This is a genomic window from Ruegeria sp. AD6, assembly GCF_056542325.1.
Window position 1 is genome coordinate 145,564 of the sequence record NZ_JBQFZQ010000007.1, and the last position, 23,715, is coordinate 169,278.

The 23,715-nt window shown below is 60.5% G+C and carries 26 protein-coding genes; 6 read left to right on the plus strand and 20 right to left on the minus strand.

What is annotated here, in order from left to right; translation table 11 throughout:
• Positions 1–52: 52 nt before the first annotated feature.
• From ACR0KJ_RS15075 to ACR0KJ_RS15115, 9 genes are all read right to left on the minus strand, one after another.
• On the minus strand, positions 53–847 hold the full coding sequence (locus ACR0KJ_RS15075) for an alpha/beta hydrolase family protein (protein WP_170453213.1): 795 nt from the start codon (positions 845–847) through the stop codon (positions 53–55).
• Between the two features lie 237 nt (positions 848–1,084).
• Complete coding sequence (locus ACR0KJ_RS15080; protein WP_170453214.1) at positions 1,085–1,513, minus strand: hypothetical protein; 429 nt, start codon at positions 1,511–1,513, stop codon at positions 1,085–1,087.
• A 149-nt stretch (positions 1,514–1,662) separates the two neighbouring features.
• Positions 1,663–2,736 (minus strand): phenylalanine--tRNA ligase subunit alpha, encoded by a 1,074-nt coding sequence (gene pheS / locus ACR0KJ_RS15085; protein ID WP_480627053.1) that lies wholly within the window; start codon positions 2,734–2,736, stop codon positions 1,663–1,665.
• A gap of 81 nt (positions 2,737–2,817) precedes the next feature.
• Positions 2,818–3,417 (minus strand): Hint domain-containing protein, encoded by a 600-nt coding sequence (locus tag ACR0KJ_RS15090; RefSeq protein ID WP_480627085.1) that lies wholly within the window; start codon positions 3,415–3,417, stop codon positions 2,818–2,820.
• 15 nt (positions 3,418–3,432) lie between these two features.
• Positions 3,433–3,894, minus strand: a complete 462-nt coding sequence (locus ACR0KJ_RS15095; protein ID WP_480627054.1) for a hypothetical protein — start codon at positions 3,892–3,894, stop codon at positions 3,433–3,435.
• Positions 3,895–4,068: 174 nt separating this feature from the next.
• On the minus strand, positions 4,069–5,439 hold the full coding sequence (locus tag ACR0KJ_RS15100) for a glutamate--cysteine ligase (protein ID WP_480627055.1): 1,371 nt from the start codon (positions 5,437–5,439) through the stop codon (positions 4,069–4,071).
• 65 nt (positions 5,440–5,504) lie between these two features.
• The gene (locus ACR0KJ_RS15105; protein WP_480627056.1) at positions 5,505–6,032 is read right to left on the minus strand and encodes a hypothetical protein; all 528 of its coding nucleotides are present in this window, start codon (positions 6,030–6,032) and stop codon (positions 5,505–5,507) included.
• Positions 6,029–6,901: a GNAT family N-acetyltransferase gene (locus ACR0KJ_RS15110; protein ID WP_170522098.1), complete on the minus strand. Its 873-nt coding sequence runs from the start codon at positions 6,899–6,901 to the stop codon at positions 6,029–6,031. Before ACR0KJ_RS15110 ends, ACR0KJ_RS15105 begins: the two co-directional genes overlap by 4 nt.
• Positions 6,871–7,596, minus strand: a complete 726-nt coding sequence (locus tag ACR0KJ_RS15115) for a 16S rRNA (uracil(1498)-N(3))-methyltransferase (RefSeq protein WP_170453220.1) — start codon at positions 7,594–7,596, stop codon at positions 6,871–6,873. Before ACR0KJ_RS15115 ends, ACR0KJ_RS15110 begins: the two co-directional genes overlap by 31 nt.
• Before the next feature lie 12 nt (positions 7,597–7,608).
• On the opposite strand from ACR0KJ_RS15115, the gene ubiA reads away from it, so the two are divergent.
• The 4 genes from ubiA (at position 7,609) to ACR0KJ_RS15135 (ending at position 11,824) form a co-directional block, all read left to right on the plus strand.
• Complete coding sequence (ubiA, locus tag ACR0KJ_RS15120; protein ID WP_480627057.1) at positions 7,609–8,571, plus strand: 4-hydroxybenzoate octaprenyltransferase; 963 nt, start codon at positions 7,609–7,611, stop codon at positions 8,569–8,571.
• 64 nt (positions 8,572–8,635) lie between these two features.
• Positions 8,636–10,549 (plus strand): OmpA family protein, encoded by a 1,914-nt coding sequence (locus tag ACR0KJ_RS15125; RefSeq protein WP_480627058.1) that lies wholly within the window; start codon positions 8,636–8,638, stop codon positions 10,547–10,549.
• A 1-nt stretch (position 10,550) separates the two neighbouring features.
• On the plus strand, positions 10,551–10,871 hold the full coding sequence (locus ACR0KJ_RS15130; RefSeq protein WP_170453223.1) for a prefoldin domain-containing protein: 321 nt from the start codon (positions 10,551–10,553) through the stop codon (positions 10,869–10,871).
• 368 nt (positions 10,872–11,239) lie between these two features.
• Positions 11,240–11,824 carry a hypothetical protein gene (locus ACR0KJ_RS15135; RefSeq protein WP_170624134.1) on the plus strand — a complete coding sequence of 195 codons (585 nt, stop codon included), beginning with the start codon at positions 11,240–11,242 and terminating at the stop codon, positions 11,822–11,824.
• A 333-nt stretch (positions 11,825–12,157) separates the two neighbouring features.
• Here the strand turns inward: ACR0KJ_RS15135 and ACR0KJ_RS15140 are convergent, their stop codons facing one another.
• From ACR0KJ_RS15140 to pgsA, 3 genes are read right to left on the minus strand one after another with little or no spacing between them, the layout of a single operon-like run.
• Complete coding sequence (locus tag ACR0KJ_RS15140) at positions 12,158–12,628, minus strand: molybdenum cofactor biosynthesis protein MoaE (RefSeq protein WP_480627059.1); 471 nt, start codon at positions 12,626–12,628, stop codon at positions 12,158–12,160.
• 1 nt (position 12,629) lies between these two features.
• Positions 12,630–12,875: a molybdopterin converting factor subunit 1 gene (gene moaD, locus ACR0KJ_RS15145; protein ID WP_170522072.1), complete on the minus strand. Its 246-nt coding sequence runs from the start codon at positions 12,873–12,875 to the stop codon at positions 12,630–12,632.
• Positions 12,876–12,878: 3 nt separating this feature from the next.
• Positions 12,879–13,547, minus strand: a complete 669-nt coding sequence (pgsA, locus tag ACR0KJ_RS15150; RefSeq protein ID WP_170453227.1) for a CDP-diacylglycerol--glycerol-3-phosphate 3-phosphatidyltransferase — start codon at positions 13,545–13,547, stop codon at positions 12,879–12,881.
• A 169-nt stretch (positions 13,548–13,716) separates the two neighbouring features.
• On the opposite strand from pgsA, the gene ACR0KJ_RS15155 reads away from it, so the two are divergent.
• Complete coding sequence (locus ACR0KJ_RS15155; RefSeq protein ID WP_170453228.1) at positions 13,717–14,601, plus strand: DMT family transporter; 885 nt, start codon at positions 13,717–13,719, stop codon at positions 14,599–14,601.
• On the opposite strand, the gene uvrC is transcribed toward ACR0KJ_RS15155, so the two are convergent.
• From uvrC to ACR0KJ_RS15190, 7 genes are all read right to left on the minus strand, one after another.
• Positions 14,598–16,472, minus strand: coding sequence for an excinuclease ABC subunit UvrC (gene uvrC / locus ACR0KJ_RS15160; protein WP_480627060.1), 1,875 nt, complete (start codon positions 16,470–16,472; stop codon positions 14,598–14,600). The two genes, ACR0KJ_RS15155 and uvrC, sit on opposite strands and share 4 nt — an antisense overlap.
• Positions 16,473–16,762: 290 nt before the next feature.
• Positions 16,763–17,542, minus strand: a complete 780-nt coding sequence (locus ACR0KJ_RS15165) for an SDR family oxidoreductase (RefSeq protein WP_170522066.1) — start codon at positions 17,540–17,542, stop codon at positions 16,763–16,765.
• 21 nt (positions 17,543–17,563) lie between these two features.
• Positions 17,564–18,535, minus strand: coding sequence for a calcium/sodium antiporter (locus ACR0KJ_RS15170; RefSeq protein ID WP_170522064.1), 972 nt, complete (start codon positions 18,533–18,535; stop codon positions 17,564–17,566).
• Positions 18,532–18,702: a hypothetical protein gene (locus tag ACR0KJ_RS15175; protein WP_170522062.1), complete on the minus strand. Its 171-nt coding sequence runs from the start codon at positions 18,700–18,702 to the stop codon at positions 18,532–18,534. Before ACR0KJ_RS15175 ends, ACR0KJ_RS15170 begins: the two co-directional genes overlap by 4 nt.
• Position 18,703: 1 nt before the next feature.
• A complete protein-coding gene (locus ACR0KJ_RS15180; protein ID WP_480627061.1) occupies positions 18,704–19,501 on the minus strand; it encodes a S49 family peptidase in 798 nt (265 codons plus the stop codon).
• Positions 19,502–19,615: 114 nt separating this feature from the next.
• Complete coding sequence (locus ACR0KJ_RS15185) at positions 19,616–20,377, minus strand: ABC transporter permease (RefSeq protein ID WP_170453233.1); 762 nt, start codon at positions 20,375–20,377, stop codon at positions 19,616–19,618.
• Entirely contained in the window at positions 20,374–21,303 is a 930-nt protein-coding gene (locus tag ACR0KJ_RS15190) for an ABC transporter ATP-binding protein (RefSeq protein ID WP_170737341.1), read from the minus strand. The genes ACR0KJ_RS15185 and ACR0KJ_RS15190 overlap by 4 nt, the downstream gene beginning before the upstream one ends.
• Before the next feature lie 204 nt (positions 21,304–21,507).
• Here ACR0KJ_RS15190 and ACR0KJ_RS15195 point away from each other — a divergent pair, with 204 nt between their 5' ends.
• Positions 21,508–22,617 carry a CaiB/BaiF CoA transferase family protein gene (locus ACR0KJ_RS15195; RefSeq protein ID WP_170522058.1) on the plus strand — a complete coding sequence of 370 codons (1,110 nt, stop codon included), beginning with the start codon at positions 21,508–21,510 and terminating at the stop codon, positions 22,615–22,617.
• A 58-nt stretch (positions 22,618–22,675) separates the two neighbouring features.
• On the opposite strand, the gene hemE is transcribed toward ACR0KJ_RS15195, so the two are convergent.
• Positions 22,676–23,710, minus strand: a complete 1,035-nt coding sequence (gene hemE / locus ACR0KJ_RS15200; RefSeq protein ID WP_170522056.1) for a uroporphyrinogen decarboxylase — start codon at positions 23,708–23,710, stop codon at positions 22,676–22,678.
• Between the last annotated feature and the right edge of the window lie 5 nt (positions 23,711–23,715).

Consider the following 23,715-nt stretch of genomic DNA (forward strand, 5'->3'; position numbering starts at 1 on the left):
CCGTTTGGCACAGGCAATGGCAAAGAATACGCCGGGGTGCAAGCGCTGCGCGTCACGGATAGCTGGGGGTGCGGCCCAAAATCTCATCCAACTGCCGCCCGATCCAGCCATGCGGGATGAAATGGCCGCCGGGATGGGTGTCCAGCACCACATGGCCTTTCGCGCAATCGGTCCATTCCACGCGGCTGAGCGTCAGGATCGGCACCACGCTCCAATCCCCGGTCGGAGTGGCGGTGTCACAGCCGTATTTCTGCCGCCACAGCGCCACCGGATAGGTGGTGTCGCCGCCCGGCCCAAACGGGAAATCCATCACCGTGTCACCCGTCCCATGCACATGGCGCACCTGGCGCGGGGCCTGCGGGCAGTCTTCGGTCTGACGGATGGTTCCGGCCACCCCCAGCAGCGCGGCGATGTCGTCACCCGACTGGCAGGCAAAACGCCACGCCATCGCGCCGCCAAAGGAATAGCCCGAGACATAGATGCGTTCGGGATCAACCGGATAGCGTTTGGCGACGTCCTGAAGCACCCGGTCGGCAAAGGGTACGTCGTCGGTGTCCGAGGTCCAGAAATCCCAGCTTTTACCCAACCCGTTGGGCGCAACCAGCAACACGCCGCGCAGCTTGGTCGCCCCGGCGATGCGTTGATGGTTCACCACCACGGTTCCCTGCCGCGCCCAGCCGTGGAAATGCAGCAGCACCGGCAGAGGCGTTTCGCCATCCCACCCGTCCGGCTCCAGCACATGATACGAGCGATCGCCGACCTGACAGGCGATATCGCCATGGCAGGCCTCCACAGCAGCGGCTTGGGTGGCGGTCAGCAACAGAAGGCAGAGTAGTCGATAGATCATGCGCCCGACCCTACCCGGCCCGCGCGCCATGTCACGTCACAACCCTGTGCGAGCCTGTAACAAGCCGCGCCATCGCCAGACCGCGGGATGGCGATCCAACGGTTATGTTGGGCAGTTTATGTTGGCCAAATCCGTGCGTCGTTCAAATGGAGCGCTGACGGAGACAAATCGCCAGCCCGTGCGGGCGGTCTGGCGATGGCGCGGCGGCCTATCGGCCTTTACTCCGCGCAACAGCACTCAGAAACCCATGTTTCCATTTATCCTGTGCCAATAGGTTACAAGTTCAACCCAAACAGGCGGCACAATAAGACTTAACGAAAAGGTTAGTATCGCAGCACCGAGAAAATAAGTGGCGTAGGTGTGTAGTCGCTCAACATGCCCGATGAACCCAGTGATCTTTTTCTCCCATTGGCTCAATTCGAGTTTTTCAAATCGCCCATCAACCGTCACATCCATGTGCTTCATCGAAAGCAAGTAGAGCCAGATCGCAATCAAAAGTGTAGAAAGCCCAACCAATAGGCCGGGTGCAAAAAGATCACTGCTTTTGAGCATCCCCAATCCGGTGATCTTTTCAGCCAAACCAACCAAACTTGCAGCCCCAAGGAGCCCAGACGCGACCGCCAAACCTCTTTGTGATCGAGCTTGTACATTTCCAAGAATCTGCAACGAGCGGTCAACTCGGATTACTTCCCAAGTACATTTGCTCTCGGCAGAACATAGCGGGCAATTTGTCGTATAACCATCAGAACTATCGCAAAACGACCCATGCTCCCGGCACAAGTACCTTCCGCGATTGACGCTCAGAAAGTGATAGATCACCGAGACAAACCACCATGCAGGTTCGGCATATCCAGCGCCGCAAACCCGTAGTGGCGCAGCCAGCGCAGGTCGCTATCAAAGAACGCCCGCAGATCGGGAATGCCATATTTCAGCATCGCCAGACGGTCGATGCCGATGCCAAATGCAAAGCCCTGATAGACCTCGGGGTCAATTCCACCGGCGGCGATCACCTTGGGATGGACCATGCCGGACCCCAGAATCTCCATCCAGTCGTCGCCCTCGCCGATCTTCAGCTGGCCGTTATCCCAGGAACAGCGGATATCGACCTCGGCCGACGGCTCGGTGAAGGGGAAATGCGAGGCGCGGAAGCGCAACTCGACATCCTCGACCTCGAAGAACGCTTTCACGAACTCTTCCAGAACCCATTTCAGGTTCGCCATCGAGATGTCCTTGTCGATGGCCAGCCCCTCGACCTGATGGAACATCGGCGTGTGGGTCTGGTCATAGTCGGCGCGATAGACACCGCCCGGACAGATCACGCGGATCGGCGCGCCCTGTTTCTCCATCGACCGGATCTGCACCGGCGAGGTATGGGTGCGCAGCACATGCGGCGGGCGATTGTCGCCCTCGGCGCGGTGCATATAGAACGTGTCCATCTCAGCCCGCGCGGGGTGGTGGCCGGGAATGTTCAGGGCGTCGAAATTATACCAGTCGGTCTCGATCCGCGGCCCTTCGGCCACCGAGAACCCCAGTTCGGCAAAGATCGCGGTCAGTTCCTCGGTCGCCTGGCTGATCGGGTGGATCGAGCCCTGACGGCGCGCGCGGGTCGGCAGGGTGACGTCCAGCCATTCGGTGCGCAGACGCTCATCCAGCGCGGCATCGGCAAGTGCTGCTTTCTTGGCGGAGAGCGCCGAGTTGATCTCATCCTTCAGCGCATTCAGCGCGGGGCCTGCGACCTGACGTTCCTCGGGGGTCATCTTGCCCAGTTCGCGCATCTTCAGCGCGACCTCGCCCTTTTTGCCGACGGCGGCGACTCGGATCGACTCGAGCGTGTTCTCGTCGCCTGCTTCGGCGATCTGACCCAGATATTTTGCCTTGAGATCGTCCATGACGCTTCCTGACCTTGGCCCCTGACTGCTGTTCAGGCTCTGCTATCACAGCGGACCGTGAAAGCAAGAGGGGCCGGGCAATCAGGCGCAGCGCAGCAAAGCGGTGGTTCTGTCCGGCCGCACCGGGCGCGCGGTCTCGCCATAGGTTTCGGGGCAGTCGCGCAGGTTGGGGAACAGGGTCAGGATCTCATCCGTGGCGTCACTGCCCAGACCATCCAACCCCTCTTGCCCGGGAAAGAAACTTTCGGACACCAGACCGCTGGTGATCACCAATTGGTGGCGGTCGAACATCATATGGATGTAGCGCACGATATCGCAGGGCACGGCGGTCACGGTCGCGCCGTTGACCTGTGCCTTGGCGGGAACCAGCACCTCATGCTCGCCAAACAAAAGCTGAGCTTGCCAGCCGGTGATCAGAACCTGGTGCTGGGGTGAAATCAGAACGTCATCCTGGGCGCCCAGTGTTCCTGCGCTGATCCGGATCGGGGCAAAGCGGTCACGCCCGGACACAGTGCTGCCCCCGATCCAGCTGATCGGAAGCGGGCCGTTATCAACGGTGTTCACCAGATCCCCGGCTTCAAGCGTTTCGATACGGCGGGGCCCATGTGGCGTATCCACCAACGTGCCCGCCGTGAAACAGGCGGCGCCACTGTCACCGGGCGAAACGTCGGCGTGAACCAGCGTGTTCGGGTTGGGCTAGTTGAACTGCAGGGATGTGGTGGTCGAGCCGGGACCCGTCAGAACAACCAGATTTTCGGACGTCGCCCCCGCAGCCAGCCCATCGATTGCGGTAATATTCTGCGTGCCGCTGCCGATGTCATAGAAGTCGATGACCTCATTGGTACTTGTGTTGGTCAATGCGACCGCTTCGAAGATCGTATCGTTCACCGGAACAGGCGCATCGGGGTCGGTCAGCAGGAAGGTGAAGTTATCCGCCGAGATGACAAAGACCTGCTCATTGTTGTCCGGGTCGGTGGTCACTACGACGCCGGGATCGGTCAGCGCGATCTCTAACCCGACGGTGCCGTCGCTGTTGTAAAGCGAAACGGTGAAATCTGCCGGATCTTCCGACGCGCCCAGCGCAACTTCGACAAACTCATTCACGCCGGAGGAAACGACAAACGGGTCGGCGTAGTGCAATTCGCTGATGCGGGGCATTCAGGGCATCCTTTGGGGAAAGGTCGTCGCAATTACTAGGACGCTTGTATTCACGAACGATGAACGCCTTCAATCCACAGGCGATCACAATTTGCGTTACCACACGGCAGCTTACGACGCGCACGCCACCTCACCAAAGGGGTAAGGTGGGCTGCTCGGCGTGTTAGGTCGGTGTCAGTAGCTGTACTGCGGGAACATCCGCGTCAGATCGCCGTTCCAGTCGCCGTTATAGTGATCCAGCAATTCATCTGCCGGAACCTTGCCGGTTTCGATACTGTCTTTCAGCGCATTCAGGAAATGGGTTTCGTCCGGCACCAGACCGCCTGCGCCGGGGAAGGCGCGGGATTTCAGCCCGGATTCCGAGATCGCCACGACCTCGCGCGCCAGATCGTGCATGTTGATGTTGCCGACCTGCGCCTGCAACCCGTCTTTGGCGGCCTCAACACGCAGCGCTTCGCGGGTTTCGGCATCCCAGCCCTTGACCAGATCCCAGGCTGCATCCAGCGCGCCCTGATCGTAGGTCAGGCCAACCCAGAAGGCAGGCAGCGCACAAAGCCTGCGCCACGGGCCGCCATCAGCGCCGCGCATCTCCATGAATTTCTTGATCCGCGCTTCGGGGAAGGCGGTGGTCAGATGGTCGGCCCAATCGGACAGGGTCGGTGTTTCGCCCGGCAATGCGGGCAGCTTGCCTTTCAGGAAGTCACGGAAGGACATGCCTAGAGCATTCACATACTGACCGTCGCGATAGACAAAATACATCGGCACATCGAGCGCGTATTGCACGTAGCGCTCGAACCCGAACCCGTCTTCGAACACGAAGGGCAACATGCCCGTGCGCGCATCATCGAGATGCCGCCAGATATAGCTGCGCCAGCTTTTCTGGCCGTTGGGCTTGCCCTCGAAGAACGGAGAGTTGGCGAACAGCGCCGTTGCCACCGGCTGCAACGCCAGCGCCACGCGCAGTTTTTGCACCATGTCGGCTTCGGACCCGAAGTCGATATTGACCTGAACGGTGCAGGTGCGCCGCATCATGGCGCGGCCCATGGTGCCGACTTTCTCCATATAGTCGTTCATCAGCCGATAGCGGCCCTTTGGCATCAGCGGCATCTCATCATGGGTCCAGATCGGAGCCGCGCCCAGACCGATGAAGCCCACGCCGATCTCGTCAGCGATGTCCTTTACCTCGCGCAGGTGGGTGTTCACCTCGTCGCAGGTCTCGTGGATCGTTTCCAGCGGCGCCCCCGACAGCTCCAGCGCGCCACCGGGTTCGAGGCTGACATTCGCCCCGTCTTTCTCCAGACCGATCAGCTTGCCGCCTTCGCGCACCTCGGCCCAGCTGTGCCGATCCCGCAGACCTTCCAGCACCGCAACGATAGACCGAGTGCCTTCGAATGGCAGCGGTTTCAGGGTGTCCTTGCAATAGCCGAACTTTTCATGCTCGGTGCCGATGCGCCAATCCTGCTTGGGCTTGCAGCCCGATTCCAGGTATTCGGCCAATTGCTCATGACGTTCGATCGGTCCGCCGCCGGACTGGGGGATGGACATGAATCGCGCTCCGATCCTGATGTGTCTGTCTGGTTGGTCAGTCGTGGGGGCAAACCGCGCCAGTGTCAATGCAGCCTGAGATGCGCGGGCCGTAAGGGGGTGCGTTCCCAGATCACCACCGGATGGCTCGCGCCACCGTTCAACTCCGCCAGCATTTGTTCGGTTTTCAATCCCGGCAGGGCCGAGAAAACATCGAACAGCGCCTCGGCCCCTTCGGCATTCACAGGAATGTGAAGCAGAGGCTGGCCCGGTTGTTCCAGCACCCAATGCGCCGGGGTCGAGGTCGGGTCGAGCGCCAGCCGCTCAATCTCGCGCGTGGCGACCATGCCACCGTCCAGCGGGCCAAAGTAGTTGATCTGACCTTCATCGACGGTGACAACACCCTGCCCGCCCGACCCGGTCCGGAACCGTCCGCGCTGCACCCCGACCACGGCCAAGGCCACCGCGACGGCCACAAGCACCCAGCCGAGCCAACCCAGCAATCCACCGGGCCCGCTGATCCAACTGAGGCCGAGGATCAGGACAAACCCGGCCACCAACACTTCGCGCCAGCGCCACAGGGCCTGTTTTGCTTCGGGTCGGATAAAGCTCATTTCAGGGCCTCTTGTGGATTTTCTAACAGGGCGATCCGGTACCATCCGACTTGCTGAAACCCCATCGCCTCATAGGCGCGTGCAGCGGGTGGGTTATTGGCAAACAGGATGGCCGTGTTCGCGCCCTCGGTCCTTGCCTTTTGCAGCAGGGCTGTTGTGACCCTACGCCCGAGGCCGCGATTTCTGTTCTCGCGCGGCACAAACACGCCGCCCACCTGAACCTGATCGTGGACGGATGCGTTGATGGCAGCCATGGCAACCGGAGCGTCGCCTTCCAGCATGACAATCGCTCGGCCCGATTGAATATCGGTGGTGATCCGGTCGGGGGCCATATCCAACGCTTCTTGCCCTTTGGCCTGACCGGTATCCTCAAAATAATCCGCAAACCAAGGGGTCAGCAGCGGCCGATCAGCCTCTGACAGGCCGCGAAAGGGAATCTGCGCTTTGGGTACTTCGTGCAGATCAAGGCGGTACAAGGGTTCATCATGGTGCAGACGATAGTCCGCCTGTCCGAACCCCAGCGCGTTCAATGTTACCGCAACCTGCGGTGCGGCCCCTGTCATGCCCAACACGGTTTGACCTGCGATCTGACCCGCAAAGGCCCGCGCGGCTTGCGGCGAACAATCGGGCAGTTGCGCCATCAGGTACCCCTTTTTGGTCAGGCCGAACACGCCCTGGATGTGATCCGCCCCCCAAATGAAAAACCGGGTGGAGTGGTCGTTGTCTCCCAGTCCAACCCCATGCGCTGCCAGATTGCTGCGCAGAAACATGGATGTGTCAGGATATTCGGCCAAAAACGCCTCAATGGCCGGAGCGTCGGGTGAAGCAGCCTCGCGGATCACGCCCAATCCCCCAACGCCTGCTGCCACATTGTCAGCGCCGCCACCGCCGCCGTATCGGCCCGCAGGATACGGGGGCCAAGGCTGACCACATGCGCAAAGGGCAGCGCCGCCAGACGCGCGCGTTCCTTGTCCGAGAATCCGCCCTCGGGACCCACCAGAATGGCCCATGGCTGACCCTTTTCGTTGGCCGCCAACCGCAGGGCCGAGCCCACCTCGGCCTCATTACAGAACATCAACTGACGCCCCTCGGGCCACGCGTCCAGTACACGATCCAGTCGCTGCAGATCGGCAACCTCGGGCACAAAAGTACCGCCACACTGTTCGGCAGCCTCGACCGCATGGGCCTGCAAACGGTCCTGTCGGATGCGTTCGGAATTGGTGAACTCGGTCTGAACGGGCACAATCCGCGCCGCGCCCATTTCCGCTGCTTTTTCAACGATGAAGTCCGTGCGGGCCTTTTTGATCGGCGCAAACAGAAACCACAGATCGGGCGGCAATTGCAGCGGCTTGGTCTGCCGCTGACAGGTCAGAACACCACCGCGCTTTCCGGCCTCGGCAACCTCGGCCAGCCATTCGCCATCCTTGCTGTTGAACAACGCCACAGGACCGCCAACCGACAGGCGCATGACGCCGAACAGGTAATGCGCCTGCTCGCGCGTCAATTCAACCGATTGCCCCTGACCCAGGGGCTGCTCTACATACAGTCTGATCTTCGCACTCATGAGACCTTACATATGCAAGGCAATGCCCCAACACCAGATGGTCAGGTCGCCGATGCCGTATCCGGCAACTGGGTCGACACCTATGCCCCCGCTTTCGCGCGCCCCTACCTGCGGCTCAGCCGCGCGGATCGGCCCATTGGAACATGGCTTTTGCTGATTCCCTGCTGGTGGGGTCTGGCGCTGGCCATCCTGCATGACGGGCAAGCGCGGTTGGAGGATCTGTGGATCGCCATCGGATGCGCGCTGGGCGCGTTCCTGATGCGCGGGGCGGGGTGCACCTGGAACGACATCACCGACCGAGAGTTCGACGCGCAGGTCGAACGCACGCGGTCGCGCCCGCTGCCTGCAGGTCAAGTCACGGTGCGGCAGGCGATGGGCTGGATGATCCTGCAATGTCTGCTGGCGTTGGGCATCCTGCTCAGCTTCAATCAGGCGGCAATTGCGATGGGAGTGCTGTCGCTGCTGCCGGTGGCGATCTATCCGTTTGCCAAGCGCTTTACATGGTGGCCGCAGGTGTTTCTGGGGCTGGCCTTTAACTGGGGCGCGCTGCTGGCCTGGGCTGCGCATACCGGATCAGTGGGCTGGCCCGCAATCACCCTGTATCTGGCGGGCATCGCGTGGACGCTGTTTTATGACACCATCTATGCCCATCAGGACGCCGAGGATGACGAACTGATCGGCATCAAATCCACCGCGCGGCTGTTCGGGACCGATACGGCAAAATGGCTCAAGTATTTTCTGGCCGCCACCGTTTCGCTGATGGGGCTGGCGATCATCGACGCGCTGGTTCCCGGCGGGTCGATTCTGGTGCTGGTTATCGCCCTTGGCGGTCCATGGGCGATGGGCTGGCACATGATGTGGCAATTGCGCGGTCTGGATCTGGAAAACAATGCCAAGCTGCTGCAATTGTTCCAGTCGAACCGGGACACCGGCCTTATTCCGCTGATCTTCCTCTGCGTCGCGCTGCTGCTCTGATTGCACCTGCGGGCCGGGGTCTGTAAGAGTCCGCCCAAACGCCTGAGGAGTCACTAGCCCGCACATGCGTCTGCCGTATTTTCTGTCCGTGTCCCTGATCTTTCTTGTATCCGCAGGGGTGTCACTGCTGGCGGCCGGTTTTGCCGTCACCAAGATCGAGGAAAGCTCGGAATTTGCTGTGCGGCGAGCCTTGGACCTGAAAGGCCATGACTGGGCCGAAGTCCAGTCAGACGGGCTGCGCGTGGTGCTGACCGGCATCGCACCGGACGAGGCCACACGGTTCAATGCCCTGACCGCTGCGGGAACCGAGGTCGATACCTCGCGCGTCATCGACGAGATGGAGGTCACCGCAACCACCGCGCTGGCCGCGCCGCGCTTTTCGGTCGAGATTCTGCGCAATGACAGCGGTATCTCGGTCATTGGCCTGTTCCCGGCCAGCGAAAGCCGCGACGACCTTGTCGACAGGCTTAGCGATCTGGATCGCGCGGCCCCTGTTGCGGATCTGATGGAAACTGCCGACTACCCGAAACCCGATGGCTGGGATGAGGCGATTGCCTATGCGGTCAGCGCCCTGTCGCGCCTGCCGCGTGCAAAGATCTCGGCCAGCCCGGGGTTGGTGAAAGTGACCGCCATCGCCGACAGCCAGGCCGAGAAGGAACAGCTGGAACAGGACCTGACCCGCGCCGCGCCGCCCAGCCTGCGCATCGGCCTGTCGATCTCGGCCCCGCGCCCGGTTATAACGCCTTTCACCCTGCGTTACCTGATCGGCGCGGATGGTGGCCAGTTTGACGCCTGCTCGACCCAGGATGAAGAGGCGCGGGATCAGATCATTGCCGCCGCGCAGCAGGCCGGTCTGAGCACGACATATACCTGCACCATCGGCCTGGGTGTGCCGTCGCCCCGTTGGGCAGACGCGGCAACCCTTGGCATCAAGGCGCTGGCCGAGATTGGGCAGGGATCGATCACCCTGTCCGATGCAGATATCACCCTGATTGCCGCGCAAGGAACCAATCCCGCCCTGTTCGACCGTGTGGTGGGCGAACTGGAAAACGCCCTGCCCGAGGTCTTCGCCCTGCACGCCGTACTGCCCGAGCCCGAGGACGAAGAACCCGCAGGCCCGATTGAGTTTTCAGCCACGCGCAGCCCCGAAGGGCTGGTGCAATTGCGCGGTCGCGTGGGCGATGAAACCCTGCGGGACATGGCCGACAGCTATGCCCGAGCCGCCTTTGGGTCGGAACAGGTTTATACAGCCACCCGCGTCGTTCCTGATCTGCCCGCAGACTGGCCTGTCCGTGTTCTGGCGGGGCTTGAGGCGCTGTCGCTTCTGCAAAACGGCGCTTTGACCGTGACACCGGAATCAGTGGACCTGAGCGGCAACAGCCATGATGAAGACGCCAAGGCCCGCATCGCCGGAATGTTGTCCGAGAAATTGGGCGAAGCGCAGGATTTCACCCTGTCCATCACCTATGTACCGCCGCCGGAACCCGAGGACGCTCTGCCCGATCCCGAGCTGTGCGAGGAACGGATTGCCGAGGTACAGAAAGCCAGCAAAATCGCGTTCGAGCCCGGCTCGGCCACAATCGCGGCGGACTCGCGCGATGCGGTGAACCAGATCGCCGATATCCTGCGCGAATGCGGCCCGATCCGATTGGAAATCCAGGGCCATACTGACAGTCAGGGTCGCGAAGAAATGAACCAGCAACTCAGCCAGGCGCGCGCGCAATCCATCCTGAACGAATTGCGCGGGCGGCGGATTCCGACCTCAAGCTATACCGCCGTCGGGTATGGGGAAACGCAGCCCATCGCCGACAATGACAGCGAAGCGGGCCGCGAGGAAAACCGCCGGATCGAGTTCCGCCTGATCCGCCCGGAACCGGTCGAAAACACCGAAACCGGGCTTGAAGCGCTGGAAACCGGCGCGACCGAGCCGGACCAGACCGACACGACCGCACCGGATGCGGATGCAGAGGATCAATAGAGTGAACAGAACCGAATTCATCATCGCCACCGCCGTCATCCTGTTCGCGGCCTTCTGCATGGGCTGGTTCGCCAACTGGCTGGCCCACCGCCTGTCCCGCGTGCGTCAAAGCGACGTGGCCGATCTGGACCGGATGAGCCAGGAGCTGCACGAGGCCGAAGAAACCCGCGATCAGGCGATCACCTACCTGCAACAGCGCGAAGCCGAACTGACCAACCAGCTGACCCAGACCGAAGCGGAACTCGCCGCCGCCATGGACGGCCTGCGCGCCGCCCGGCAAGAGGCCGAAGAACTGCGCGGACGCATCAACAACGCGGATTAGGAGTTTCCTCAGAATTGAGACCTTCGCGCTTGCCAGCTGTTGACCGTCACACGAACCTGACTCAACCGTAATAGTTGGATCAATAGCAAGGCGAGCGCTCAACATCAGAGATGTGCGCCAGTCAAACATCCTTGGAGCAAAGAGTTTAGGTACAGGAGTACTGATCTGTACGGCGCTCTTTAGGAAGTGTCGGCTATAAGCCCTAGGTGTCAGATGCTGCGGCAACAACGAACGTCGGTTTTTCGCGCTATGATCAAAAACCAGAGCTGGTCTCGAACAACATTGCACGCAGAAATACAGTAGCGCGACTTACTCACCTGTATCGAGTGGTTGATGACGGCCTCACTGGCTTAGGATAAAGTGAACCTATGAAATGTGGTCAATGTGAACGGCCAGCGCTCTACGAATACGATAACGGGCTGTATCTGTGCCTGTCCTGCAATGCGATCCTGCAAGAAAACAATTACCGTGGCTTCCTGATGAACGCTGCTATGATGAACCATGCCATGGATGAAATGGACATGGTGACGGGCATTCCTCTGGGAGGTGGTAGAATCCCGGTTAGCGCGCTATCCCAAGCAATGAGCCGCCCCATGACAAACAACCATATCACCATCTCAAATTCATCCGTGGGCGTTTTGAACACTGGTGACCTAGCGAAGATCAATGCAGTTATAACGATCACGGAAGGAAGTGACGCTGAGGAGCTGGGTCACACCATCAAAGACTTCGCGCAAGCTGTGGTCGATTCCGATGAGATCACGAAAGAGGAAAAGCACGAGGTAGGCGAACTGCTCGGGACCCTGTCGGAGCAGATCGCCGGAAAGCGTTCTAAACCTGTGATCGGAAGCGTTCTCAAAGGAATCGAGGAGCGGATAAAGTCCGTGAATGTGTTGTGGGGCTTCGCTGAGAAAATTGGTAAGCTACTAGCAGACCTTGGAATTACAGCTTGACGTTCTGGCACGTGGCGCAGGTCAAGACCCCTCTACCGTGCCTCTCGACGCTCCTGTTTGTCCTTCGCCCTAGCCAGTACCTCACCAATCGCGAGAAGCCCCGTCCGACGGCACTGGCGGCTTCTTCTGACGCTCGGCCACCACTCCCGCTCGTTGATCCGCAACACTGCTATTTCCGAGTGTTTCGTGACCAGCACATTCTTGAAGCTGACATTGGCGCGTGTGGGTTTAACGACAACTTGGTCCCGCACTGCCGACACTGGATCAGCAATACACGGTGTTCGGGCCAATGCTACGTGTCGGGTCACGCTGCATTGATTCAGAAATTTCGCATCAAGACTCAGAGAGTTGCGACGTTCCATCCCAACGGGTCAGCGCGTCTTCGTCCGCATCCTTGGCGGCGACCCATTCCGCGCCGGAGTCGGTGATTTCCTTCTTCCAGAACGGCGCGCGGGATTTGAGGTAGTCCATCAGAAACTCAGCCGCCTCGAACGCATCCTTGCGGTGCCGCGCGGCGGTGGCGACCATCATGATGCGATCGCCCGGAGCAAGCCGTCCGTGGCGGTGAATCACCAGCACATCGCCCAATGACCAGCGCGCGCGCGCCTCTTCCGCGATCTTGGTCAGGGCGCGTTCGGTCATGCCCGGATAATGCTCAATCTCCATCACATCCAGATCGCCCGAGGCCAGATCGCGCACCACCCCAGTAAAGGTCACAATGGCGCCGTTGGCGTCGTCACCGGCAGCAAAAGCATTGGCCTCGGCCCCCAGATCAAATGGCGCTTCCTGAACCGCGATCCGCATCTCAGCCACCGGTCATGGGTGGGAAAAATGCGACCTCGCGCACCCCGGCCAAGGGGGCGTCGAAGTCGGACAATTCCTGATCCAGCGCCACGCGCAGAGCCGAGATATCGGCAAAGGCGGCGGCATAGCGATCTTCGCGTGCGCTAAGCTCGGCGACCAGCTCGGACACGGTCGCAGCCTCGGTCGCGACCTTTTCTTTCGGCAGGCCGATGCGTTCGCGCACCCAGGCGAAATACAGCACGTCCATCGCTTAGCTCTCCTTCAGATGGGGCATGGCTTTACGTAGGTAGTCGTAGCCGGTGATCAATGTCAGAGTCGCGGCGATCCACAGCAGCCACAACCCGATCTGACCCGACCAGTACATGCCCTCCAACGTCCAGGCGATGTTGTTTACATCCTCGATCTGGCCGGTCAGAACCTGATCGATAGTCGGCGCGTCCATGCCAAACGTTGCCATCACAAAATAGTGTTCAAAGATCCCCTGCGAAAACAGAATTGCAATGGCGAACATCTGCGCCGTGGTCTTCCATTTCGCAAGCTTTGTTACCTTGAGCGTCCCGGCAACATCCCCCAGATATTCGCGCAGGCCCGAGACAAAGACCTCACGAAACAGGATCACGGTGGCGGGCAGCACCAGCCACGGAGTCCAATGCTCGGTCGAGTATCCCACAAGGATCATCAGCGCAATCACCACCATGGCCTTGTCGGCAATCGGGTCCAGCATCGCTCCGATCTTGGTTTCCTGCTTCCACGCGCGGGCCAGATAGCCATCGAACCAGTCCGTAATCGCCGCCGACATGAACAGGATCAGGGCAAACCAGTCTGCGTAGGGGCGGGTGAAATACAGAAACATCACGGCCAGACCGGGTGCCGCCAGCAGGCGCAGCAGGGTCAGAATATTGGGCAAGTTCCACTTCATGCGCAGACCCTACATCGCCGGGTCAGGACAGAAAAGACGAACGCGCAAAAAACTGCACCAATCACAGGCGGTTGTTCAAAGCGCTGCGGGTTTGGTGCGGGGCCGCATTGCCTCTTGGCCCCAGGTCGGAATGGCGTCAGATTGCGGGTGACTTGGCCAAGGGCGACATATGACCCCGAATATTCAAACCGATGCGCGTGCGAACCTAACGGGCAGCGCGTGGATGATCGGCGCGATGGCGTGTTTCGCGCTTGAGGACGCGCTGTTGAAGGCTGCCGCCCAGACGCTGCCGATCTGGCAGATCCTGGTCCTGTTCGGTGCGGGCGGTGCGGTGATCTTTGCCAGTGTCGCGTTTGCGCGTGGCACTCGGTTATGGCAGCCCGACGTGCTGTCGCCCGCGATGAAAATCCGCGCCGTGTTCGAGATATTGGGACGCCTGTTTTACATACTGGCCTTCACGCTGACCCCCTTGTCCTCGGCCACCGTGATCCTGCAGGCCACCCCGCTGGTCGTCGTCGCCTGCGCCGCGCTGTTGTTTGGCGAAACCGTCGGCTGGCGACGGTGGAGCGCCATTCTCGTCGGTTTGCTCGGCGTTGTGATCATCATCCAACCAACCGGCGAGAGTTTCACGCTGCTGTCTCTGCTGGCTTTGTTTGGCATGTTGGGATTTGCCGGGCGCGATCTGGCCAGCCGTGCGGCCCCGGCCAGTCTGGGCACCGAAGTTCTGGGCTTTTATGGCTTTGCCTGCGTGATCATCGCCGGGTTTGCCTATAGCTTTTGGGAACAGGCCCCGGTCGCCGCGCTGAATTTGAACACAAGCCTGCACGTTGCCGGAGCCGTGGGTTTCGGAACAATCGCCTATGCATCGCTGATGAAAGCCATGCGCACCGGAGAGGTCGCAGCCGTCACGCCGTTCCGCTATTCCCGCCTGCTGTTCGGTGTGGCGTTGGGTGTGGTGATGTTCGGAGAACGTCTGGACCAGACCATGTGGATCGGTTCCGCACTGATCGTCGCCTCGGGGCTGTATATCCTGTGGCGCGGGCGGCGGGCTTAGCCCTTGTCGTGGAAGAAATCGTAAACCTTCTGCGCCAACCCGGCTGAGATCCCCTCGACCGCTTTCAGATCCGCCAGATTGGCCCGGCTGACCGCCTTGGCGCTGCCGAAATGCGCCAGCAGGGCACGTTTGCGCGCCGCGCCCACGCCGGGGATTTCGTCCAGCGGGGTCGCGCCCACGGCCTTGGCCCGTTTCGCACGGTGGGTGCCGATGGCGAAGCGGTGCGCCTCGTCCCGCAGGCGCTGGATGAAATACAGCACCGGGTCGTTGCGTTTCAGGGCAAAGGGGCGCTGGCCGGTGCGGTGAAATTCTTCCTTGCCGTGGTCACGGTCGACACCTTTGGCGACGCCGACCATCGGGATGTCCTCGACACCATATTCCACCATGATCTCATGCACGGCACTCACCTGCCCTGCGCCGCCATCGATCAGCAGCAGATCGGGCCATAACCCTTTGTCGCGGTCGGGGTCTTCCTTTTGCAGGCGGGTGAAACGGCGGGTCAGAACCTCTTTCATCATGCCAAAGTCATCGCCGGGGGTCAGGTCGTCGCCGCGGATGTTGAACTTGCGATAGGCGTTTTTCATGTAACCTTCGGGGCCAGCCACGATCATGCCGCCCACCGCGTTGGTGCCCTGAATATGAGAGTTGTCGTAAACCTCGATCCGCGCTGGAGGCCCGTCCAGATCAAACGCCTCGGCCACGCCGCGCAACAGCTTGGCCTGCGTGGCGCTTTCCGACATGCGCCGGGCCAGTGACTCACGCGCGTTGCGCAGGGCACCGGCGACCAGTTCCTGTTTCTCGCCGCGCTGAGGCACCAGAATCTCTACCTTGCGGCCTGCCTTCTCGGTCAGTGCCTGCTGCATCAGATCGGCGTTTTCGATCCCATCCGACAGGATCAACTGCCGGGGTGGTTCCTTGTTGTCGTAAAACTGGCCAAGGAAGGCCTCCATCACCTCAGCAGGCGACACATCGGCCCCCACGCGCGGATAGAAATCCTTGTTGCCCCAGTTCTGGTTGGCCCGGATAAAAAACACCTGAACACAGGCCTGCCCGCTATCCATGTACAGGCCGATCACATCCGCCTCGGCCACGCCGCGCGGGTTGATGCCCTGAGACGTCTGCACCTGCGTCAGCGCCCGGATACGGTCGCGCAGACCGGCGGCGCGTTCGAACTCCATCGCCTCGGACGCGGCCATCATCTGTTCGGCCAGTTCCTCCTGCACCTTGGTGGACCGCCCCGACAGGAAGCGTTCCGCATCCCTGACGCTTTCGCGGTAGTCGGCCTCGCTGATCAGGTCCACGCACGGCCCAGAACAGCGCTTGATCTGATACAGCAAACAGGGCCGCGTGCGGCTGTCGAACATGGAATCCGAGCAGTTGCGCAACAGAAATGCCTTTTGCAGTTGGTTCAGAGTCCGGTTCACTGCGCCTGCACTGGCAAACGGCCCGAAATAGGCACCCTTCTCTTTCTTCGCGCCGCGATGTTTCTTGATCTGCGGAAAGGCATGATCCTTGGCGACCAGAATGTTCGGGAAACTTTTGTCATCCCGCAGCAGCACGTTGTACTTGGGCTTGAGCTGCTTGATCAGGTTCTGTTCCAGCAGCAGCGCCTCGGTTTCGGTCCGTGTGGTCAGGAACATCATCGAGGCGGTCGCGGCGATCATCTTCTCGATCCGGCCCGAATGCCCGGGGCGCGTGTAATTCGACACCCGCGCCTTGAGATTCCGCGCCTTGCCCACATAGAGAACCCGACTATCCCCATCCAGCATCCGATACACACCGGGCGAGCTATCCAGCGTTTTCACGTAACGCTGAATGCAGGCATAGCCGGTTGGCTGAGTGTCCGAAGTTGATTCGCTGTGGGAGGTCATGGCCCTGAGATATGATTCCCTGACAATGGCTGCAATCTTGTGCGTCTCAGTTCAAGAGAAAACAAATCCACGGTTTCTGTGGATAAGTGTGAAGATAAGTTTCCGTGAGGCTGGATTTTTCCTTGTTTCCTTGCTGTTTCGTCAAGTTGCACAAAAAATAGGCAATGCCATATCGTATTGTTTTTAAATGTTATTTTTTTGAACACTTAGCAAGTGCATGAAAAAAAAGACATTTTTGTAACGGACAGGTAACACGAATGAGAGCGGTGCAAAACTTGCACGGGAATTGCTTATTCTACCCCCAGCACATCCGGCGTCTGCCATCCCAGATGCTGCCCGCCATCCACGCACAAAAGCTGTCCTGTGACCGCATGCGCATCCAGGAAATAGCCCAAAGCTGCCGTGATATCAGAAGGATTCGCCCCGCGTTCCAACACGGTGTTGGCGCGCTGCGCCTGAAAATGTGCTTCGGACTGGCGGTGGCCTTGCATGGTTGGCCCCGGCCCGATGGCGTTGACGCGTATGGCTGGGGTCAGCGCCTGCGCCGCCGTCCGGGTCAGTGCCCACAGACCCATCTTGGCGATGGTGTAAGTCATGAACTCGGGCGTCAGCTTGCGCACCCGCATATCGACCATGTTGACGATCAGCCCGGTCGCCACGGGCTCACCCTGCGCGTCGGTCTCGGGCTGCAAGCCCTGTTCGGCCATGGCCTGCGTCAGCACAAACGGCGCGCGCAGGTTGCTGTCGAGGTGCCGGTCCCAGCTTTGGCGCGTTGCGGTTTTGATATTGTCGTATTCAAAGATCGAGGCATTGTTCACCAGACAGGTGATCGGCCCGCCCAGCACCTCGGCCGCGCGTGGCAGCAAAGCGGTGACCTGAGCCTCATCCAGCAGATCAGCCTGCAGCGCAACTGCTTTCCGGCCAAGGGCTTCGACCTGCGCAACGGTCTCTAACGCCGGTCCTTCGGACGTCGCGTAATGCACAGCCACATCATACCCGCGCCCGGCCAGATACAGCGCCATGGCGCGGCCCAGACGGATACCGGCTCCGGTCACTAGTGCTCGGATCATGGGCTACCTCTTTCTGTCAGGTCACATCAGCAATGTGGTGACATAAAGCGCATAAAGGAAAGTCAACACCAGACCCCAGATCCGGGAAATGTCCTGTTTGAAGAACACAAACGGGATCAACAGCAGCGATGCGCCCAGCATGACCCACAGATCGAACTCAAGGAATTCCGGGTCGACGGGGATGTTGCCGAACCATGTGGCGATGCCGACGATGGCCAGCAGGTTGAACATGTTCGACCCGATCACATTGCCCAGCGCCACATCCGCCTGACGCCGCAACGCCGCCATAACGGTTGTGGCCAGTTCGGGCAGAGACGTTCCAACCGCAACCAGCGTCAACCCGATCACCGTCTCGCTGATCCCGTACATCCGCGCGATGACGGTGGCATTGTCCACAAGCAAGTGCGCCCCCATGGGCAGGCCGATCAGACCCAGGATCAAGTAGATCGAGATCTTCCAGTACGGCATGTCCGGGTCGGCCTCTTCCAGACCGTCCAGTTCTTCATCCTCGGCGCATCCGTTCTCGGCATCGGCGCAGGCTTTGCGGTGGGCTTTGGCTTCGCGGAACGCATTCCAAAGAACAAGGCCCAGTGCGGCCAGCAAAATGGCACCGCTGACCAGATTGAAGACGCCGCAAAACGCCAGACCGATGAACAACACACTGGCCAGCAGCATGAACACATAGTTCTTACGACTGTCACACTCGCTGGTGTGCAGGGTCGCCAGCAAGGCAGGGACACCCAGCACCAGCAGAATATTGGCGGTATTGGACCCGACCACGTTGCCCAGCGCGATCCCCGGCGCGTTTTCCTTCAACGCGCTGATCGCAATCAGCAACTCGGGGGCCGAGGTGCCAAAGGCCACGATCGTCAGGCTGACAATCAGCGCTGGCACACCCAGCCGCAGGCTCAGGTTCACCGCACCGCGCACCAACGCATCGCCGGCCAGCAGCAGGATCACCAACCCAAGGCCGGAGAGCAGCCATGCCGTCATGTCCGGCCTCCTTTTTCGCAGGCGCACGGGCCCTTGCCGATCCGAAACCGGCCACAGCGCGGGCATTTTGCGGAACTCAACCGCTTTTGCCCCGGAAAGCGCAGCTTGCCGAACATCGCCAAAACACCCATGGCGACCAGAAACAAAGTGACAATCTTGATGATCACGTCACAAACCGAAACGCGCGTAGGCCGCCCGCTCCTCTAACCCTGCAATGGCGTCCTGCGCCAGCGAGGCCCCAAAGCGCGACCAGATGGGTTTGCGCAGACCGTAGCGACGGAACTTGATCTTCTCGCCGAACCGTTCCTGCATCTTGGGTTTCAGATGGGCGATGCCTTCGATCAGACCCAATTCCTGCGCGCGTTTTGCCAGCCAGACCTCGCCCGTGAACAGGTCGGCGTTTTCGTCCAGCTTGTCGCCCCGGCGGGCTTTGACATGGGCAATGAAGTTTTCATGGATGTCGCCCAGCAGGCCTTGCAGGCGCTTCACATCCTCTTTCTTTTCCGGCCGGAAAGGATCAAGCATCGATTTCGACTTGCCTGCCGTATGCACGCGCCGCTCAAACCCCTGCTTTACAAGAAACTCATGCGCCCCGAACCCGGCCGAGATCACCCCGATTGATCCCAGAACCGAACTGTCGTCGGCCCAGATTTCATCCGCCGCTGCGGCCAGCCAATACCCGCCCGAGGCAGCAACATCCTCGACAAACGCGATCACGGGGATCTTCAGTTCGTCTGACAACCGTCGAATCCGCGCCCCGATCAGCGAGCTTTGCACCGGCGATCCACCGGGCGAGTTGACCTCAAGCGCGACGGCAACCGGTTTGCCTTTGCGAAACGCCTTCTCCAGCACGGGCGCCAGAGAGGTATCGTTCAACGCCCCGCGCCCGGCCATACCAATGGCTCCGGACAGGCGCACGACGGCCACAACGGGGTGCTTTTTGACAAACGGCAGGCTGAGTTTCATGCGTGCCGATGTAGAGTGCCCCCAACGTCTAAACAAGGGACTCTCAGATCGCAAAACGTGACGTGAGACAATTTCCTGACACCAATGGGCAAAAATGCAACGCCCGCCAGTGGCCTAGCTGCGGATGCGCCAACCGGTTTTGAAGATCCATCCGATGACGCCAAGACAGATCCCCGTGAAGGCCACAATCGCCAGAAGGCTGAACACAATCGGCACATCTGCAAGCCCGTAAAACGACCACCGGAAGCCCGAGATCAGGTACACAACCGGGTTGAACAGGGTGATGGTCTGCCACAGCGGCGGCAGCATCGAGATCGAATAGAACGTCCCGCCCAGAAAGATCAGCGGGGTCACAACAAGCTGCGGGACCAGCGACATCTGCTCAAAATTGCTGGCCCAGATGCCGATGATGAAGCCCAGCAAGGAAAAGCTGAGACAGGACAGGATCAGAAATGCGGCCATGGCAAAGGGATGTTCGATGCGGATATCCACAAAAAAGGTTGCCGTGATCAGGATCACGATTCCCACAAACAACGCCTTGGTCGCCGCCGCCCCGACATAGCCGATGACGATCTCGATAAAGTTCACGGGGGCGGATAGCAGTTCGTAAATCGTACCCAGAAACTTGGGAAAATAGATACCGAAAGAGGCGTTCGAGATCGACAGCATCACCACCGACAACATGATCAGCCCCGGCACGATGAAGGCCCCGTAGGAGACGCCCTCAACCTCTTGAATCCGGCTGCCGATGGCAGTGCCGAAAACGACGAAATACAAAGACGTGGACAGGACAGGCGACAGAAAGCTTTGCGCCAGGGTACGGAAAAACCGCGCCATTTCAAATCGATAAATGGCGGCAACGGCTGACCAGTTCATGCGGGCTCTCCCGACACCAGATTGACAAAAATCTCTTCCAGGCTGGATTGCCGCGTCTGAACGTCCCGCAAGACAAGCCCGGCCTGCGCCACATCATTCAACAGCGTGGTGATCCCGGTTCGGTCGGCATGAGTGTCATAGGTGTAAACCAGCGCGTCGCCATTGCCGTTCAGAACCAGATTATGTGCCGCCAGAGCGTCGGGAATGTCGGTTATGGGCTCGGTCAGCATGACCTCGATCTGCTTCTTGCCCATCTGCGCCATCAGCGTGTCCTTGTCCTGCACCAGCAGCAACTCTCCCTTGTCGATAACCCCGACGCGGTCGGCAATGGCTTCGGCCTCTTCGATGTAATGGGTGGTCAGGATGATGGTGACACCGGCCCGTTTCAATTCGGCCACGATCTCCCACATATCCTTGCGCAGCTCGACATCGACCCCGGCGGTTGGCTCATCCAGAAACAACACGCGCGGCTCATGCGCCAACGCCTTAGCGATCAACACCCGGCGCTTCATTCCACCGGACAATTCCTTGATCGCATTCTTGCGTTTGTCCCACAGCGACAGTTTGCGCAGAATTTCCTCGATCCGCGCACTGTCATGGCCGTGGCCAAACAAGCCGCGCGAAAACCGCACCGTGTTATAGACCTTCTCGAACGGTTCCAGCGCGATCTCCTGCGGCACCAGTCCGATCATCTTGCGGGCGGCGCGAAACTCGGTCTGAATGTCATGCCCGCCTACGGTGACCGACCCTGAACTGAGGGTCGTGATACCACAAACCGTCGAGATCAAGGTGGTCTTGCCCGCCCCGTTTGGCCCCAGCAGCGCCAGAATCTCACCCTCTTCGATATCCAGCGACACGCCTTTCAGCGCTTCAAACCCGTCAGCATAGGATTTGCGCAAATCCTTTATGGACAAAATGGCGGTCATGCACGGTCCCCGTTTTGGCCGACCATATCCCGCGATCCGCACGCGGAACAGGTCACTTCCGCACAGTGTTCTGAGCATTTTTGCCGAAAGGTCAATCAGAGTGCGACACACACCGCCCCGATCGCCCACTGCGCTGTGGCCAGAAACGCATTGATCCCCTGCCCGCCTGCCGATACCCCGAAGGCCGCACCATGGAGGAACCGAATGCTTAACGGAATACGTGTTATCGAAATCGAAGGGCTGGGGCCCGCACCGTTTGCCGCCATGTTGCTGGCCGATCTGGGCGCAGATGTGATCACCATCCACCGCAAATCCGGCAACCCCACACCCGGCATGCCGGACCAGTCGGTGCTGGACCGGGGCAAGCGGTCGATCGCGCTGGACCTCAAGGACCCCGACGATCTTGAAACGGCCAAACGCCTGATCGACACCGCCGACGCCCTGATCGAAGGGTTTCGCCCCGGCGTGATGGAAAAGCTCGGCCTTGGGCCCGACGCCTGTTTTGCACGCAATCCCAGGCTGGTCTTCGGGCGGATGACCGGCTGGGGGCAGGACAGCCCGCTGGCGCAAACCGCCGGGCATGATCTGAACTACATCTCCCTGTCGGGCGCACTCTGGTACGGCTCGACACCCGACACGCCGCCCCAAACCCCCGCCACACTGGTCGGCGACATCGGCGGCGGCGCGCTCTATCTGGTGTCGGGCCTGCTGGCGGGTCTGATCAATGCGCAACGGACCGGGCAAGGCACCGTCGTCGACGCCGCCATCTATGATGGCTCGGCCCATATGATGAACCTGCTGATGACCATGCGGCAAACCGGCAACCTGTCCGATACCCGGGGCCAAAGCATGCTGGACGGCCCGCATTGGAGCCGCACCTACACCTGCGCAGACGGGCGCTATGTTACGGTGCAATGCCTCGAACCCAAGTTCTACGTCCAATTCCTGCACCTCATGGGCCTGACCGACGATCCCGACTTCACCCAACAATTCAACCCGGCCCTCTGGCCCGATCAAACCCGACGCCTCGCTGCGCTGTTCTGCAAACACCCGCGCGATCACTGGGCGGCGCTGTTTCAGGGCACCGATGCCTGCGTCGCCCCGGTGCTCAGCCCGAGCGAAGCCCTGACACACCCGATGAACGCAAGCCGCCAAACCTGGCAGACGGTGGATGGCACCCTGCAGGCCGCCGCCGCCCCAAGATTCCCGAACCATCCCTGGACTGCCAAACCCAGCCCTACCCGCGGCGAACACAGCGAGGACATCAAAGCCGAGCTAGACAAGCAGCGCGGATCCGCCCCTTCATCTGGCTAAAAATATCTCGGGGGATGAATTGGCCGCAGGCCAAGAAGGGGGCTGGCCCCCTTCCCCTTTACCGCCCGCGCACCGTGTCGATCATCAACTGAACATTCTCGGGGTCCGCATCCGGTGTAATCCCATGCCCAAGGTTGAAGATATGCGGCCCTTTCGAGAACGCCTCGACAATGCGCCGCGTCTCATCCACCAGCGCCTGCCCCCCGGTCACCATATGGGACGAGGCCAGATTGCCCTGCACGCAGCCATCCACCTGCACATGTTCTGCCGCCCAATCGGGCGCGACCGAGTTGTCCAGCGCCACGCAATCCACGCCGGTCTTCTGTGCAAACCCGATATAACCGTCACCAGCCTCACGCGGGAAGCCGATAACCGGGATGCCGGGATGCCGGTCCTTGATCGCCTGAGTGATCACTCGGCACGGCTCGACCGCATATTTCCGGAAGGCTTCACCTTTCAACGATCCGGCCCAACTGTCGAAGATCTTGACCACTTCGGCCCCGGCCTCGATCTGGGCCGAGAGGTATTCGATCGTCGCCAGGGTAATCCGCTCCAGCAGCGCCTCGAATAATACGGTGTTCTCTTCCCGCAGCGCATGGGCAGGCCCCTGATCCGGCGTGCCGCGCCCGGCGATCATGTAGGTTGCCACCGTCCAGGGTGCACCTGCGAATCCGATCAGCGTGGTCTCGGATGGCAGTTCCCGCGACAGGATGCGAACCGTCTCGTAGACCGGCGACAGGGTCTCGTGAATATCCTCAACCGGTCTAAGCGCATCAAATTCCGACTGCTGCGTGATCGTCGACAGACGAGGCCCCTCGCCTGTCACAAACCACAAATCCGCACCCAGCGCCTGCGGTACCAAAAGGATGTCGGCAAACAGAATCGCCGCGTCGAACCCATAGCGGCGAATGGGCTGCAATGTGACCTCGGCCGCCAGATCCGGGTTATAGCAAAGCGACAGGAAATCCCCCGCCTGCGCCCGGGTCGCGCGGTATTCGGGCAAATACCGACCGGCCTGACGCATCATCCAGATCGGCGGCACATCCTGTACTTCACCCGCCAGTGCCCGCAGCAGTTTTTTCGTCTCGGCCATTGTCA